Raw genomic sequence first — 16,232 nt, 5'->3', positions numbered from 1 at the left:
CCCGTCCGTCTGTGCGGACGTCCACCGCCTGTCCGCCATCTGCGGTCCTGCGTCCGTTCCAACGTGGCGCGCGCCAGCGTGGACGCGACGAACGAGAGGAGCGTCCATGCGCGCCATGACGTACCGCGGCCCCTACCGGGTCCGCGTCGAGGAGAAACCGGACCCCCGGATCGAGCACCCGAACGACGCGATCGTCCGGGTGGAGCGGGCCGCGATCTGCGGGTCGGACCTGCACCTGTACCACGGCATGATGCCCGACACCCGCGTCGGGCACACGTTCGGCCACGAGTTCATCGGGGTCGTCGAGCAGGTCGGCTCGTCCGTCGAGACCCTGTCGGTCGGGGACCGCGTGATGGTCCCGTTCAACATCTTCTGCGGGACGTGCTGGTTCTGTGCCCGCGGACTCTTCGCGAACTGCCACAACGTGAACCCGAACGCGACCGCGGTCGGCGGGATCTACGGGTACTCGCACACCACCGGCGGGTACGACGGCGGGCAGGCGGAGCGCGTGCGGGTGCCGTTCGCCGACGTCGGACCGCAGGTGATCCCGGACTGGCTCGACGACGACGACGCCCTGATGATGACGGACGCACTGAGCACCGGGTACTTCGGGGCGCAGCTGGCGTCGATCCGAGAGGGCGACACCGTCGTGGTGCTCGGTGCCGGGCCGGTCGGGCTCTACGCCGCCAGGTCGGCGTGGTTCATGGGAGCCGGCCGGGTGATCGTCGTCGACCAGCTCGAGTACCGGCTCGAGAAGGCCCGGAGCTTCGCGCACGCCGAGACGATCAACTTCGCCGAGGTCGACGACGTCGTGCTCGAGATGAAGAAGCAGACCGACTTCCTGGGGGCGGACAGCGTGATCGACGCCGTCGGAGCCGAGGCGGACGGCAACTTCACCCAGCAGGTCACCGCCTCGAAGCTCAAGCTGCAGGGCGGTTCCCCGACGGCGCTCAACTGGGCGATCGACGGCGTCCGCAAGGGCGGCACGGTCTCGGCGGTCGGTGCGTACGGGCCGATCCCGAGCGCGGTGAAGTTCGGTGACGCGATGAACAAGGGCGTCACGATCCACACGAACCAGGCGCACGTGAAGCGCCAGTGGCCGCGGTTGCTCGAGCACATCCAGGCCGGGCACTTCAAGCCGAGCGACATCATCACGCACCGCATCCCCCTCGAACACATCGCCGAGGGCTACCACCTGTTCTCGTCCAAGCTCGACGGTTGCATCAAGACCGTCGTCGTGCCGTGAGGAGGCCCGACATGTCCGACCACATCCCGTACATCGCCGATCCACCCCGACGGGTGCCGTCCGCCGAGGCGCTCCGCGCCCGCATCCCGGGGTGGGGGAGCGACCTCGACCCGGCGGACCGGCCGTCCGTGCCGAAGCTCTCCCGCGAGGCCGGTTCGGCCACCGGAGCCCACTGGGACCTCCCGCCGCAGCAGGACGGTGCGCACGGCCGGGAGCGCTCGATCGAGCACGCCCACGTGACGCCGGTGTTCGGCACCGCGCAGCCGCTCCGAGGGGTGCCGGGAGCGGTGCGGCGCCTGGCGTACGCGAGGTTCAGCGAGGGCCGGCTGGCGCACTGGATGCTGCTCGTCGTCGGGGACCGCCTGGACGTCGCGACGCACCGGGTGACCGATGCGCTCCGGGGTCGGCCGGACCGGATGATCAGCGAGACCGGCGTCGCGGCGGAGCGTGGGCACCACCCCGTTGCGTCGCGCCTGGGGTCGAGTCGGTCGGACTGGCGGCACCAGGTGCTCGACCCGGTGGTCGCGAACTGGGGATGGCTCGCGGCGCTCGGTGCCGTGGTGCTGGTGGTGCGGCGGGTGCGCCGCTCGCACTGACCGTGCGCGCCGCCGGGCCGCCGGGCTTGCACCATGGTGCGGCGTTGCCCACTCGGTGCGACCTTGTTCCGTCACACGGAGTGCGCAACGTCGCACCGGCCCGTGACGTGCGCACGTTCCGGGCTGGAGGCGCGTTGCGGCCCCGCCCCGCGCCTCCAGTCCGCACGTCCCGCGTCCACCGCCCCCACCTGCCCCGGTCCTGATCGCCCTGAGCGCAGCGAAGTGGCACGTGGTCGCCCTGAGCGCAGCGAAGTGGCGCCTCAGAGGCGGTGACGCCCTGAGCGCAGCGATGGCGGCACTCGCCGGGAAGACACAACAGAAAATGCCCCCCGACCGAAAGGTCAGGGGGCATGCATTTCCTGTGTCCGAGAGGGGACTTGAACCCCTACGCCCTAATACGGGCACTAGCACCTCAAGCTAGCGCGTCTACCAATTCCGCCACCCGGACAGGGTGTCTGGTGTCTGTTTCCCGGGTTGAACCCGGCGTTCCTGCCGAGAGAAGACACTAGCACGGGTCTGAACGCGCGATGAACACGGTCGCGCATCCCGGGCGAGTCCTGCGTGTCGGGCTTCGGCGTCGGGGTCGGTGCCGACCGATACCGTGGAGCCATGACGAACCCGGAGCCCTCCGAGCCGCAGTCCGTGCCCGAGCTCGAGGCCACCGCGGCGATCGCCCGCGACCTCATCCGCATCGACACGACGAACTGGGGCGAGGGGAAGTCCCGTGGGGAGACCGAAGCAGCCCACTACGTCGAGGACAAGCTCCGCGCGCTGGGGCTCGAGCCGCAGTTGTTCGAGTCCGAGCCGGACCGGGTGAGCGTCGTGGCGCGGGTGCCCGGCCGGAACCGGGACAAGCCGGCGCTCGTGGTGCACGGGCACCTCGACGTCGTGCCGGCCGACCCGGCGAACTGGTCGGTCGACCCGTTCGGCGGTGTCGTGAAGGACGGATCGCTGTGGGGTCGGGGCGCCGTCGACATGAAGAACATGGACGCGATGATGCTCACGTCGCTGGCCGACGTCATCGAACAGCACGGTGCGCCCGAGCGTGACCTGGTGATCGCGTACTTCGCCGACGAAGAGGCCGGGGGAGTCCTGGGGTCCCACCACGTGGTCGACCAGCACCCCGAGGTCTTCGCGGGGGCGTCGGCGGCGATCAGCGAGGTCGGCGGGTACTCGATCACGCTCGGTGACCGTCGCGCCTACCTGCTGCAGACCGGCGAGAAGGCGCTCATGTGGGTGAAGCTGATCGCGCGCGGCACCGCCGCCCACGGCTCGCACGTGATCCGCGACAACGCCGTCACGAAGCTCGCGGCGGCGGTCGCCCGGATCGGCAGCGAGGAGTGGCCCGTCCGGCTCTCGGCCACGACGGACGCGATGGTCGCCGAGGTGGCGCGGTTCCTCGGGGTCGACCCGACGGTCACCGGCCCGGACGAGGTCGCCCTGGCCACCGGCTCGGCGTCGCGGTTCATCCACGCCGCGCTGCACACCACGTCGAACCCGACGGTGCTGACCGCCGGCTACAAGCACAACGTGATCCCGGACAGCGCCGAGGCCCTGGTCGACATCCGCTGCCTGCCGGGTGACGAGGAGACCGTGCTCGAGCGGGTGCGGGAGCTCGCCGGGCCCGACGTCGAGGTGGTCATGTCGTTCCGCGACATCGGCCTCGAGCAGGACTTCGGCGGTCCGCTGGTCGACGCCGTCCGCGACGTCCTCGGCCGGCACGACCCGGGCGCACCGGTCCTGCCGTACCTGCTGTCCGGCGGCACCGACAACAAGGCGCTCTCGACGCTCGGCATCGCGGGGTACGGGTTCGTGCCGCTGCAGCTGCCGGCCGGTGTCGACTTCCCCGCGATGTTCCACGGCGTGGACGAGCGGGTGCCGCTCGACTCGCTGGCGTTCGGTCGGCGGGTGCTGGCCGACCTGCTCGCCACGTACTGATATTGTTCATGGTCGCCGTCGTGGCGGTGCTCTGACCGACCTCCCCCTGAAAGGCCCGTGCGATGCACATCCTCGAGGCGATCTTCCTCGGCTTCGTCCAGGGGCTCACCGAGTTCCTGCCGGTGTCCTCCAGCGCGCACCTGCGCATCGTGGGGCTCTTCCTGCCCGACGCGAAGGACCCCGGTGCGGCTTTCACCGCCGTGACGCAGCTCGGCACCGAGACCGCGGTGCTCATCTACTTCTGGAAGGACATCACCCGGATCATCGGGCGGTGGTTCCGATCGGTGGTCAAGCGTGACGTGCCGAAGGGCGACCCCGACGTCCGCCTCGGCTGGCTGGTGATCCTCGGCACGATCCCGATCGGGGTCGCGGGGCTGCTGCTCAAGGACTCGATCGAGACCACGTTCCGGTCCCTCTGGATCGTCGCGATCGTCCTCATCGTCTTCGGTGTCGTGCTCGGGGTGCTCGACCGTGTCGGCCGCAAGGAGCGGCGCATCGAGCAGATGACGTTCCGCGGTGGTCTGCTCATCGGCCTGGCGCAGATGCTCGCCCTGGTGCCCGGTGTGTCCCGTTCCGGTGCGACCGTGTCGATGGGGCTCGCCCTCGGGTACACCCGACCCGCCGCTGCGCGCTTCGCGTTCCTGCTGGCGATCCCGGCGGTGTTCCTGTCCGGGTTCTACGAGGCCGCGACGAGCCTCGGCGACCACGGTTCGCCGTTCGGACTCGCCGACACGCTCATCGCCACCGTCGTCGCGTTCGTGGTCGGGTTCGTCGTGATCGCGGCGTTCATGAACTACATCAGCAAGCGCAGCTTCATGCCCTTCGTCGTCTACCGGATCGCACTCGGTATCGTGCTCATCGTGTTGTTGTCGCTCGGAGTGATCCAGCCGTGAGGGCCTGGCAGGCCCCATCCGTCCCCGACGTCCCCGGCGCCGCGCCCCGACCGGTCGTCCACGACACCGCAACGGGCAAGCCGGTGGACCCCGCCCGCGACGAGGACCGCGCTGCGCTGTACGTCTGCGGCATCACGCCGTACGACGCCACGCACCTCGGCCACGCGGCGACCTACCTGGCGTTCGACACGCTCGGTCGCGCGTGGCGAGACGCGGGGCTCGACGTCGAGTACGCGCAGAACGTCACCGACGTGGACGACCCGCTGCTCGAGCGTGCCGCCCGCGACGGCGTCGACTGGCGTGCCCTGGCGGCTGAGCAGGTCGACCTGTTCCGCCGCGACATGGAGTCGCTGCGGATCCTGCCGCCGGACGACTTCGTGGCCGTCACCGACGAGGTCGAGCGCGTCGCCGAGGCGGTCTCGTTCCTGCAGGAGTCCGGCTACGCGTACGAGGTCCCGACCGACGGCGCCGAGGGCGACGACCTGTACTTCGACGTGAACCGCCCCACCGACGCGTGGACCCTCGGTGACGAGAGCGGCCTGGACCGCGAGACGATGCTCGCCCTCGCTGCCGAACGCGGCGGCGACCCGGAACGTCCGGGCAAGCGGGATCCGCTCGACCCGCTGCTGTGGCGCGCCGCGCGCGACGGCGAACCGGCCTGGGACACCGAGATCGGCCCCGGTCGCCCCGGCTGGCACATCGAGTGCAGCGTCATCGCCGGTGACCGCCTCGGGCTGCCGATCAGCGTGCAGGGCGGCGGGAGCGACCTCGTCTTCCCGCACCACGAGATGAGCGCCGGGCACGCTGCCGCCCTCGCGCACCAGCCCCTCGCGAACGCGTTCGTGCACACCGGGATGATCGCCTACCAGGGGACGAAGATCTCGAAGTCGCTCGGCAACCTCGTCACCGTGCGCGGGCTGCTCGACGACGGCGCCGACCCCCGTGCCATCCGGCTCGCTCTGCTGTCGCACAAGTACTCCGACGACTGGGAGTGGTTTGACACCGAGCTGACGAGCGCCCAGACCCGGCTCGCCGGCTGGGACGCCTGGGCCTCGGGAGCCTCCGCCGGGCACGCCGACGACGCAGCGGACGTCGCGGCACGAATCCGCGCACGGGTCTCCGACGACCTCGACACCCCCGGTGCCGTCGCCGCGGTCGACACCGCGATCGCGGGCGGTACGGCGTGCACGGCGGAGCTCCTCGACCTGATCGACGCGCTGCTCGGCATCCGCCTGGCCTGACCTCGGCGCACGGGCCGTCGCGCCGGTGCTGTGACCGTCCGCGGAGTGGTCGCGACACGTCCGGTACGTGCCGCCGAGGGGTCAGGAACTGTCGCCCGGGCGGGCCGCAGCCGACAGTTCGTGACCACTCGCCGGACGTGACCGGTGTGTCGTGACCGCGCGGCGAGTGGCCGCGGCGCGTCGCGTGCGCGCTGCCGAGGGGTCAGGAACTGTCGCCTGGGCGGGCTGCAGCCGACAGTTCGTGACCACTCGCCGGACGTGAGCGGGGCGTCTTGACCGTTCGCGTTCGCCGGACAGGAGGCCCGTGGCGGTCCTGCCCCGCGCCTCCCGTCCGCGGAGTGGTCGCGACGCGTCGCGTGCGCGCTGCCGAGGGGTCAGGAACTGTCGCTCGGGCGGGCCGCAGCCGACAGTTCGTGACCACTCGCCGGACGTGATCGGTGTGTCTTGACCGTTCGCGTTCGCCGGACAGGAGGCCCGTGGCGGTCCTGCCCCGTGCCTCCCGTCCGCGGAGTGGTCGCGACGCGTCGCGTGCGTGCGGCCGAGGGGTCAGGAACTGTCGCCCGGGCGGGCCGCAGCCGACAGTTCGTGACCACTCGCCGGACGTGAGCGTGGTGTCTTGACCGCACGCACCACGGACGGGAGGCCGTCAGCGGGTGATGGCTACTGCTGGGGCCGCCACGGCCCCTCGCCACCGGCGGTGCCGCCGTCCTTGCCGTCCTTGCGCTCACGGCGACGGAGGTACTGCTCGAACTCCTGCGCGATGGCGTCGCCCGAGGCCTCGGGGGAGTCGACCGTGTCGCGCGCCTGCTCGAGCTGTCCGATGTAGGACGCCATGTCCTCGTCGTCGGCGGCGAGGGCGTCGATGCCCTCTTCCCACTCGGTGGCGTCGTCGAGCAGCGACCCGCGCGGCACCGTGACGTCCGTGAGCTCCTCGATCTTGTCGAGCAGCGAGAGCGTGGCCTTCGGCGAGGGCGAGTTGTGCACGTAATGCGGCACCGAGGCCCACAGGGACAGCGTGGTCAGCCCGGCCTTGTCCATCGCGTCGGCGAGGACCCCGAGGATGCCGGTCGGGCCCTCGTACGAGGACTTGTCGACGTCGAACGCGGCACGGACCCCGGCGTTCTCGCTCGACACGAATACCGAGATCGGTCGGGTGTGCGGGACGTCGGCGAGCATGGCGCCGACGAAGACGACAGCGTCGATCGAGTAGACGTCCGCCAGGTCGATGATCTCCGAGCAGAAACCCCGCCAGGTGCGCGACGGTTCCGGACCGACGAGCACGAAGACGTCACGGTCGGTGGGGGAGCCGGTGGCGCCGATGACCGGACGCCCCTCGGCACCGGGGCCGTGCAGCACGATCCGGGGCCACTGCACGCCGCGGTCGCCGTTGTCGTCGGTGCCGACGGTGGGCCGGTTGAACTGGTAGTCGACGTACCGCTCACCGTCGAGTTCGCGCAGCTCGTCGAGCCCGAGCGACTCGACGATGCGACGCGCCAGACCGCTCGCGGCCTCGCCGGCGTCGTTCCAGCCCTCGAAGGCGACGACGAGCAAGCGACCGTCGCTGAAGGGGGAGTGCTGTGGCACGGAGCGGACCTCCTGGTGGTGGAGCGGAGCGGGGCGGGAGCGATGCCCCCGGCCGGACACGATTCAGGCATCCACTGTAGGCCCAGGGGGTGTCGGCGCACGCGCGCGTCCGCGCCCAGCGGAACGGCCCCGGTAGACTCGTCGCCCGTGACCGCGCATCCTCCTGCCCTCGTCCCGCCCGCAGCCGTGCTGTGGGACATGGACGGCACGATCATCGACACCGAACCGATCTGGCAGCGGTCCCAGGTCGACCTGACGAACCGCTACGGCGCCGAGTGGACCCACGAGGACGGCCTGTCCCTGGTGGGCAGCGGTCTCGAGCGCTCCGGTGAGCTCCTGCGTGCCAAGGGCGTCGACATGGAGGTCGAGGAGATCATCCAGTGGATGACCGACTACGTGATGGAGCACCTGCGCGCCGGTGAACTGCCGTGGCGGCCGGGGGCCCGTGAACTCGTCGAGGAGCTCCACGCCCGCGGCATCCCGACCGCCCTGGTCACCATGTCCCGTCGCAAGATGGCACTCGTCGCCGCCGAGGCCCTGGGCGAGCGCGGCTTCTGCGTCGTCGTGGCCGGCGACGACGTCGACCGCCCGAAGCCGTTCCCGGACGCGTACCTGTCCGCCGCCGCGCAGCTCGGCGTCGAGCCCACCGCGTGCGTCGCGATCGAGGACTCCGCCACCGGCGTCGCGTCGGCCGTCGCGTCCGGCGCCGTCACGGTCGCCGTCGAGCACATCGTCCCGCTCTCCGAGATCGCCGGCGGCGACGTGCACCTGACCACCCTGGCGGGGGTCGACGTCGACCGTCTGGTCGAGTTGACGACGCCGGCACTGGCCGCACGGGCTGGAGGCGCGGTGCCGGACCCGGCGCACGCTGCGGACACCGAAGGGGTCACCCGATGAGCCACACCGACGACGCACGCGACGAGGCGGACGCGAGCAGCGCCTCCAGTCCGACCGCGGACCCGACCGCAGCGCTCCCGCACACCGCGGGCGGCGCACCGCACACGCCGCCTCGCGGCCCGTTCCGGGCCGGCGACCGCGTGCAGCTGACCGGCCCGAAGGGCAAGCTCACGACGCTGTCGCTCGAGACCGCGGGCGAGTACCACACGCACCGCGGGGTGCTCCGGCACGACGACGTCATCGGGCAGCCCGACGGCTCGGTCATCCGGGCGAGCACCGGTGACGAGTACCTCGCACTCCGCCCGCTGCTCAACGACTACGTGATGTCGATGCCGCGTGGCGCCGCGATCGTCTACCCGAAGGACGCGGCGCAGATCGTGGCATTCGCGGACGTCTTCCCCGGGGCCCGCGTGGTCGAGGCCGGCGTCGGCTCGGGGGCGCTGTCGCTGTTCCTGCTCCGCGCGATCGGCCCGACCGGGCAGCTGCAGTCGTTCGAGCGCCGCGAGGAGTTCGCCGCGATCGCCAAGGGCAACGTCGGCACCTTCCTCGGCGCCGTCCCGGACAACTGGTCCGTCACCGTCGGTGACCTGGTCGAGTCGCTGCCCGACGCGACCGAGCCGCAGAGCGTCGACCGCGTCGTGCTCGACATGCTCGCGCCGTGGGAGTGCGTGGACGCCGCGGCCGACGCCCTCGTGCCCGGCGGGCTCATCGTCTGCTACGTCGCGACCGTCACGCAGCTGTCCCGCACGGCCGAGGCCCTGCGTGACACCGGACGTTTCACCGACCCGATGCCGAGCGAGACCCTGGTGCGCACCTGGCACGTCGAGGGCCTCGCCGTCCGCCCGGACCACCGCATGGTCGGGCACACCGGGTTCCTCATCACGGCACGACGCCTGGCGGACGGGACGGTGCTGCCGAACCTGAAGCGCCGCGCGGGCAAGGCGGAGTTCTCGGACGAGGACATCGAGGCCTGGACCCCGGGCGCCGTGGGCGAGCGGGCGACGAGCGACAAGAAGCTCCGGAAGGTGGCTCGGCAGTCGGCGGCGCAGGCGCGCAAGGTCGCGGCGGCCGAGGCGTCGTCGGTGGCGGAGGGTGCTGCGGCGCCGTCCGGTGCCGGTGCGGCTCCGTCCGGTGCCGGTGCGGCTCCGTCCGGGGCCGTCGAGGACGAACGGTAGGCTGACGGCGTGCCCGTCCTGCATCGAACGGAAAGAGGGTCCGTGCGCACCATCCCCGCACTCCTGGTCACCATCGGTCTCGCGGTGTCCCTCACCGCCTGCGCCTCGAACGGTGCCGGCACCACGCCCTCGAGCTGTGCCGCTCCCGGCGCCGCGTCCGAAGCGGTGACCGCCACCGGCAAGTTCGGCTCGGAGCCGAAGGTGAACGTGCCGAAGGGTCTGACCACCAAGGGCACCCAGGTGTCCGTGCTGAAGCAGGGCTCCGGTCGCACGATCGACGACGGCACCCCCGTCCTGGTCGAGTACACCCTGGTCGACGGCTCCACCGGCGAGGTCGCCCAGACGAGCGGCTACTCCGGCCAGACGGCACCGATCACCGCCGGTGCGAGCAACTACGGGGCCCTCGGCGCCTCGCTGCAGTGCGCCCGTGTCGGCGACCGCCTGGCGGTGGCCCTGCCGAAGAGTGCCCTGAGCAGCACCGGCGGCACCGGTGCCAGCTCCTCGTCGAAGAAGACCGAGGACGCCGTGATCGCCGTCATCGACGTCAAGCGTGCGTTCGACGCCCGCGCCACCGGCACCCCGCAGCTCGCCGGCGACAAGATGCCGGCCGTGGTGCTCGCACCGTCCGGCGCCCCCGGCATCACGATCCCGTCGTGGAGCGCCCCGAAGTCGAACGAGACGCACCTGCTCCGCAAGGGCGACGGTCGCGAGCTCACCGCGAAGGACACCGCGGTCATCAAGTACACCGCCGTCACCTGGGGTGCCGACCCGTCCGTCGCCGGCTCGAGCTGGACCGACGGTTCCGGCGCGCAGGCCATCCCGCTCACCAAGGGCCAGGTCGACGAGGGCGTCCGGACCGCGATCGTCGGGCACCACGTCGGCGACCAGGTCCTGGCCATCGTCAACCAGCAGGGGACCGCGTACGCGTACGTGATCGACGTCCTCGGGGCGATCTCGAACTGACCCCGTCCGACCGTCCACGGACCGCGGCGCGGGTGCACTCCGGTGCACCCGCGCTGCCGTAGGATCGGCTCGTGCCAGCGACCCGTGTGCCCCGTGTGCCCGCCGAGGAGCGGCTGTTCAGCCTCGTGCTCGCGCTGCTCTCGACGGAGTCCGGGCTGACCAAGGCCGAGATCCTGGCCAACGTGCAGGGGTACCGGCAGCGGTTCTCGACCGGTGGCGACAACGCCTCGCTCGAGCGCCAGTTCGAACGCGACAAGGACGACGTCCGCGAGCTCGGCATCCCCCTCGAGACCATCGAGACCCCGGGTGCCGCGGGCAACAACCAGACGCTCCGGTACCGGATCCCGAAGGGCGAGTACGACCTGCCCGTCGACGTCCGCTTCACCCCGGACGAATCCGCGTTGCTCTCGCTGGCCGCGATGGCCTGGCGCGAAGGCGCACTGTCCGCCGACTCCCGTCGTGGCCTGCTCAAGGTCCGCTCGGCCGGTGCCGAGGACGACGACGGTGCGCTGCAGCTCGGGGTCGACGCGTACGCCCCGCGGCTCCGCGCCCGGGATGCCTCCTTCGAACCGCTCCGTTCCGCGCTCGACCGCGGTGCAGCCGTGCGCTTCGACTACATCACGCCGGGGCAGCACGACGCCCGTCGGCGCGAAGTAGCTCCACTCGCCCTGGTGCAGCACGGCGGCCGGTGGATGCTCGCCGCCCACGAGTTCGCGACGGACTCGGACAAGAACTACCTGCTGGCCCGCATCGTCGGACCCGTCACCCAGTACGAGGTCGGGCAGCACACCGCTCCCGTCGGCGCGGGGGAGCGCACCCTCGCCGAACTCGAGCGGATCTGGGCCGAGCGCACCGCGCGCATCGCCGTGACGCCGGGTTCCGACGCCGAACGCCGACTGACCCGTCGCCGCGACACCGAGACCGACGCCGACGGCGCGCTCGTGCTGCACCACGTCGACCCGCAGATCCTCGCTGAGGAACTCGCCGCCTTCGGGCCCGAGGTCCGGGTGCTCGATCCCGACGACCTGCGGGCACGGGTCGAAGAGCGCCTCCGCGCACTCGTGCGCGACCACACCGACGACGACCGTGCCGCAGCCCCCGGAGAGGACCCCGTTCGTGGCTGACGCCCAACCCCTGCAGGCGCAGGACAAGCTCGCGTTCCTGCTCGCCCTGGTGCCGTACCTGATCGACCGCGAGCGGGTCTCGGTGGCCGAGGCCGCTCGGCACTTCGGTGTGCCCGAGGCCCGCATCCGGCGCGCCGTCGAACTCATCGCGGTGTCCGGGGTGCCCGGCGAGACGATGCAGTACCAGCACGGCGACCTGTTCGACATCGCCTGGGACGACTTCGACCAGAACGACATGATCGTGCTGACCAACCTGGTGGCGATCGACGACTCACCGCGTCTCTCGGCTCGAGAGGCGTCGGCGCTCATCGCCGGCCTGCAGTACCTGTCCGCGCTGCCCGAGGCCGCCGACCGTGACGCCATCCGCGCGCTCATGGCCAAGCTGTCCCGCGGTGCCGGGGGAGCGGCGTCGACCGTCGCCGTCGGGCAGGACCTGCACGACGTCGCCCTCGCCACCATCCGCCGGGCGATGTCCGACGGCCGCGGCCTGGTCTTCGAGTACGCCGGACCGCGGACCCAGGGCGGCACCCGACGGGTCGATCCGCTCCGGGTCGAGTCCATCGACACCGATTGGTACCTGCGCGCCTGGGACCTCGACCGGCAGGCACTCCGGACGTTCCGGCTCGACCGGATGTCGGAGGCGCGCGTCGACGACCGCCCGGCCGAGAAGACCATCGACCAGGTCGTGATCCCGGACACGCTGTTCCAGCAGGCCGCCGACGACGTCATCGTCACGGTGGAACTCGACTCGACGTCGCTGCCCCTGGTCGCCGACTTCCTGTCCGACACCGCCGACGCGCCTGACGGTGAGGGGCGTGTGCGCATCCGGCTCGCGGCGTCGCACGGGTTCGACGGCGTGGTCCGGCTCGTCGCCGGGTTGCCCGGTCGTGCCGTGGTGCTCGACCCGCCCGCGGCCCGTGACGCCGTGCGCGACTTCGCGGCCGCGGCCCTCGCCGCGGGCTGACGTCTGCCGCTGCGGCGCCTCCGAGCACTGCACGTTCCGACCAGGTACGCCCGATCCTGCACGGTGGGCTTCGGGTACCTGGTCGTTCCGGGCGTCCCTGGTGTGTTGCTCTGACCAGGTACGCCCGATCTCGCCGGGTACGCCCGATCTCGCCATGTGAGCCCGCTCCCGCACGGTGGGGCTCGGGTACCTGGTCGTTCCGGGCGTACCTGGTGTGTTGATCTCGCCAGGTACGCCCGAACTCGCCAGGGCCGTCCCGAGACACCGCCCACCCCCGCCCACCCGCCACGCGGCCGCGCCGACCCCGGCGGACTGTCGGTCCCGACCCCGTAAGATCGACCACATGGCTTCGACGACCGCGCGCGGGCGAGCGAAGCGGCAGGGGCGCCAGAAGACCGACGCCGAAGGCCGCATGTCGCTCGGGCAGCACCTCATCGAGCTGCGCAACCGGCTCTTCCGCGCAGTCGTGGCGATCATCGTCGGCGCGATCGGCGGCTGGTTCCTCACCCCGTGGGTGCTCGACTCGCTGCGGGCACCGGTGACCGAGCTCGCCAAGGTCGGCGGCCACACGGCCGAGCTGAACTTCCCGATGATCACCGGGGCGTTCGACCTCAAGCTGCAGATCGCGATCACCATCGGCATCGTCATCGCCAGCCCCGTCTGGCTCTACCAGATCTGGGCGTTCATCGTGCCCGCGCTCGTCCGGCGTGAGCGGCAGTACGTCTGGGGCTTCCTCGGCACCGCGATCCCGCTGTTCTTCGCCGGGTGCTACTTCGGGTGGTACATCCTGCCGCACGTGGTCGGCATCCTCGGCAGCTTCGTGTCGAGCCAGGACACCTCGATCGTCGATGCGAAGGCGTACTACGACTTCGTCATCAAGCTCATCGTCGCGGTGGGCATCGCCTTCGTCCTGCCGGTCTTCCTCGTGCTGCTGAACTTCGTCGGGGTGCTGTCGGCGTCCGCGATCATCAAGAGCTGGCGCGTCGCGATCCTCTGCATCCTGGTCTTCTGCGCCATCGTGACCCCGAGCGCCGACGTCATCTCGATGTTCCTGCTCGCCGTCCCGATGGTGGTGCTCTACATCGCGGCCTGCTTCATCGCGTGGCTCCACGACCGCCGTGTGGCCAAGCGCCAGGCGAAGCTCGACGAGGAGTACGGCCTGTGAGCGGCACGAGTGCGGCCGAGCGGTTCGCCGCGGCCAAGGTGCGCAACCGGTCGCGAAACCTCGAGCTCTTCCGGACGGACCTGCGCTTCGACCTCGACCCGTTCCAGTTCGCCGCATGCGACTCGCTCGACCAGGGCCGCAGCGTCCTGGTCGCCGCCCCGACCGGCGCCGGCAAGACCATCGTGGCCGAGTTCGCCATCTGGCTCGCCATGCGCCAGCCGACGGCGAAGGTCTTCTACACGACGCCGATGAAGGCGCTCAGCAACCAGAAGTACGCCGAGCTCGTCGACGTCTACGGTGAGTCCGAGGTCGGGCTGCTCACCGGCGACACGAACGTGAACCCCCGCGCCCGCGTCGTCGTGATGACGACCGAGGTGCTCCGGAACATGATCTACGCCGACTCGGACCTGCTCGACGACCTCGCATGGGTGGTCCTCGACGAGGTGCACTACCTCGCCGACCGGTTCCGCGGTGCCGTGTGGGAAGAGGTCATCCTGCACCTGCCGACCGAGGTCCGCCTGGTCTCGCTCAGCGCGACGGTGTCCAACGCCGAGGAGTTCGGCGACTGGCTGCAGACCGTCCGCGGCGACACCGACGTCATCGTCTCCGAAGACCGCCCGGTGCCGCTCGAGCAGCACGTCCTGGTCGGTTCGAAGATGGTCGACCTGTTCGACTCGAGCGGTGCCGCGGCGACGAACCGCGTGAACCCGGAACTGCTCCGCATGGTCGGCGGCGGTTCCCGGAGTGAGCGGAACGGCGGCGGCCACCGCGGTCGGCGCGGTCGTGGTGGCTACCCCGAGCGTCGCGGGCCCCGCACCGAGAAGGTGCACCGCGAACAGATCGCGCACATGCTCGACGAGCGGATGCTCCTGCCCGCGATCTTCTTCGTGTTCAGCCGCAACGGCTGCGACCAGGGCGTCCGCAACGTCCTGCGCTCGGGCCTGTCCCTGACGACGGTGCAGGAGCGCAACGAGATCCGCGAGACGGCGGAGTACCACTGCCGCACCCTGCTCGACGAAGACCTGGCCGTCCTCGGCTACTGGGAGTGGCTCGAAGGGCTCGAGCGCGGGGTCGCGGCGCACCACGCCGGCCTGCTCCCCGCCTTCAAGGAGGTCGTCGAGAACCTCTTCCAGCGCAAGCTCCTCAAGGTCGTGTTCGCCACCGAGACCCTGGCACTCGGCGTGAACATGCCGGCGCGCACCGTCGTGCTCGAGAAGCTCGAGAAGTTCAACGGCGAAGCCCGTGTGCCGATCACCCCGGGGGAGTACACGCAGCTCACCGGTCGTGCCGGTCGTCGTGGCATCGACGTCGAGGGGCACTCGGTCATCCAGTGGACCGACGGGCTCGACCCGCAGGCCGTCGCGTCGCTGGCCAGCCGTCGCACGTACCCGCTCAACTCGTCGTTCAAGCCGACCTACAACATGGCCGTCAACCTGATCGACCAGTTCGGTCGGCAGCGCACGCGCGAGGTCCTCGAGACGTCGTTCGCCCAGTTCCAGGCCGACCGGTCGGTGGTCGACCTCGCCCGCAAGGTCCGCTCGCAGCAGGAGTCCCTCGACGGCTACCGTGAGGCGATGCAGTGCCACCTCGGCGACTTCACCGAGTACTCGGCGCTCCGTCGTGAGCTCTCCGACCTCGAGCGCACGAACGTGCCCGGCGGTCGCGAGGCGTCGCACGGCGCCCGCCAGGAACGTCAGGCCGCGATCACGGCGGTCCGCCGCCAGCTGCAGCGCCACCCCTGCCACGCCTGCCCGGAGCGCGAGGCGCACGCCCGCTGGTCCGAGCGCTGGTGGAAGCTCAAGCGCGCCAACGACAAGCTCGTCCAGCAGATCCGGTCCCGCACGGGCGCCGTCGCGACGACGTTCGACCGCGTCACCGAGGTCCTGCTCGAGCTCGGCTACCTGGTGGACGCCGGTAACGGCGAAGCCACGGTGGCCGCGGGCGGCCGTCGACTGCAGCGCATCTACGGCGACCGCGACCTGCTCGTCGCCGAGTGCCTCGAGGCTGGTGTCTGGAAGGACCTCACCCCGGCACAGCTCGCCGCCATGGCCGCGACGATCATCTACCAGCCACGCCGCGAGGACGCGCCCGGCACCGAGCACGCCCTGCCCCGCGGTGCGTTCCGCCCCGCGCTCGACGAGACACTGACCATCTGGTCGCGCCTCGACGACATCGAGCGTGCGGCGCGTCTGGCCGGTTCGCAGCCGCCGACCCCGGCGATGGCGGTCGGCATGTTCCGCTGGGCCTCGGGCTCGGCCCTCGACGACGTCCTCCGCACCCTCGACCTGCCGGCTGGCGACTTCGTGCGCTGGTCGAAGCAGGTCATCGACCTGCTCGACCAGATCCGGAACGCCGGCGACGACGAGCTCGCCCAGACCGCCCGACGGGCGACGGACGCGGTTCGCCGCGGCATCGTCGCCTACGCGGCGGTCTGACTGGAGGCACG

At 71.3% G+C, this 16,232-nt stretch carries 13 protein-coding genes and 1 tRNA gene; 12 read left to right on the top strand and 2 right to left on the bottom strand.

Translation table 11 applies throughout. From position 1 onward, the window contains the following. The first annotated feature begins 106 nt into the window (after window positions 1–106). Both HQQ79_RS09435 and HQQ79_RS09430 read left to right on the top strand, forming a co-directional pair. Window positions 107–1,246 carry a zinc-dependent alcohol dehydrogenase gene (locus HQQ79_RS09435; RefSeq protein ID WP_173033898.1) on the top strand — a complete coding sequence of 380 codons (1,140 nt, stop codon included), beginning with the start codon at window positions 107–109 and terminating at the stop codon, window positions 1,244–1,246. An 11-nt stretch (window positions 1,247–1,257) separates the two neighbouring features. Continuing rightward, on the top strand, window positions 1,258–1,842 hold the full coding sequence (locus HQQ79_RS09430; RefSeq protein WP_173033896.1) for a hypothetical protein: 585 nt from the start codon (window positions 1,258–1,260) through the stop codon (window positions 1,840–1,842). Between the two features lie 362 nt (window positions 1,843–2,204). Here the strand turns inward: HQQ79_RS09430 and HQQ79_RS09425 are convergent. After that, window positions 2,205–2,290, bottom strand: a tRNA-Leu gene (locus HQQ79_RS09425). A gap of 161 nt (window positions 2,291–2,451) precedes the next feature. On the opposite strand from HQQ79_RS09425, the gene HQQ79_RS09420 reads away from it, so the two are divergent. The 3 genes from HQQ79_RS09420 to mshC all read left to right on the top strand — a co-directional run bounded on the left by HQQ79_RS09420 (window position 2,452) and on the right by mshC (window position 5,914). Next, on the top strand, window positions 2,452–3,780 hold the full coding sequence (locus HQQ79_RS09420) for a M20/M25/M40 family metallo-hydrolase (RefSeq protein ID WP_173033894.1): 1,329 nt from the start codon (window positions 2,452–2,454) through the stop codon (window positions 3,778–3,780). Window positions 3,781–3,842: 62 nt separating this feature from the next. After that, complete coding sequence (locus HQQ79_RS09415; RefSeq protein ID WP_027465647.1) at window positions 3,843–4,673, top strand: undecaprenyl-diphosphate phosphatase; 831 nt, start codon at window positions 3,843–3,845, stop codon at window positions 4,671–4,673. Next, window positions 4,670–5,914, top strand: coding sequence for a cysteine--1-D-myo-inosityl 2-amino-2-deoxy-alpha-D-glucopyranoside ligase (gene mshC, locus HQQ79_RS09410; protein ID WP_027465646.1), 1,245 nt, complete (start codon window positions 4,670–4,672; stop codon window positions 5,912–5,914). Before HQQ79_RS09415 ends, mshC begins: the two co-directional genes overlap by 4 nt. Window positions 5,915–6,574: 660 nt before the next feature. On the opposite strand, the gene HQQ79_RS09405 is transcribed toward mshC, so the two are convergent. Continuing rightward, window positions 6,575–7,498: a proteasome assembly chaperone family protein gene (locus tag HQQ79_RS09405; RefSeq protein ID WP_027465645.1), complete on the bottom strand. Its 924-nt coding sequence runs from the start codon at window positions 7,496–7,498 to the stop codon at window positions 6,575–6,577. Window positions 7,499–7,645: 147 nt separating this feature from the next. On the opposite strand from HQQ79_RS09405, the gene HQQ79_RS09400 reads away from it, so the two are divergent. From HQQ79_RS09400 to HQQ79_RS09370, 7 genes are all read left to right on the top strand, one after another. After that, complete coding sequence (locus tag HQQ79_RS09400) at window positions 7,646–8,395, top strand: HAD family hydrolase (protein ID WP_367948082.1); 750 nt, start codon at window positions 7,646–7,648, stop codon at window positions 8,393–8,395. Next, window positions 8,392–9,570, top strand: coding sequence for a tRNA (adenine-N1)-methyltransferase (locus HQQ79_RS09395; RefSeq protein WP_173033892.1), 1,179 nt, complete (start codon window positions 8,392–8,394; stop codon window positions 9,568–9,570). Before HQQ79_RS09400 ends, HQQ79_RS09395 begins: the two co-directional genes overlap by 4 nt. 42 nt (window positions 9,571–9,612) lie before the next feature. Then, window positions 9,613–10,533, top strand: a complete 921-nt coding sequence (locus HQQ79_RS09390; protein ID WP_083404126.1) for an FKBP-type peptidyl-prolyl cis-trans isomerase — start codon at window positions 9,613–9,615, stop codon at window positions 10,531–10,533. 71 nt (window positions 10,534–10,604) lie between these two features. Continuing rightward, window positions 10,605–11,657 carry a WYL domain-containing protein gene (locus HQQ79_RS09385; protein WP_173033890.1) on the top strand — a complete coding sequence of 351 codons (1,053 nt, stop codon included), beginning with the start codon at window positions 10,605–10,607 and terminating at the stop codon, window positions 11,655–11,657. Then, window positions 11,650–12,621 carry a YafY family protein gene (locus tag HQQ79_RS09380; protein WP_027465640.1) on the top strand — a complete coding sequence of 324 codons (972 nt, stop codon included), beginning with the start codon at window positions 11,650–11,652 and terminating at the stop codon, window positions 12,619–12,621. Before HQQ79_RS09385 ends, HQQ79_RS09380 begins: the two co-directional genes overlap by 8 nt. Window positions 12,622–13,033: 412 nt before the next feature. After that, complete coding sequence (gene tatC, locus HQQ79_RS09375; protein ID WP_173034331.1) at window positions 13,034–13,786, top strand: twin-arginine translocase subunit TatC; 753 nt, start codon at window positions 13,034–13,036, stop codon at window positions 13,784–13,786. Further along, window positions 13,783–16,221 (top strand): RNA helicase, encoded by a 2,439-nt coding sequence (locus HQQ79_RS09370; protein WP_071244709.1) that lies wholly within the window; start codon window positions 13,783–13,785, stop codon window positions 16,219–16,221. The genes tatC and HQQ79_RS09370 overlap by 4 nt, the downstream gene beginning before the upstream one ends. The last annotated feature ends 11 nt before the right edge of the window (window positions 16,222–16,232 follow it).

It is taken from the genome of Curtobacterium sp. VKM Ac-2852 (assembly GCF_013205045.1).
Lineage (GTDB): Bacteria > Actinomycetota > Actinomycetes > Actinomycetales > Microbacteriaceae > Curtobacterium > Curtobacterium flaccumfaciens.
The sequence above is the reverse complement of the archived record's forward strand: the minus strand, read 5'-3'. Positions and strand labels throughout refer to the sequence as shown.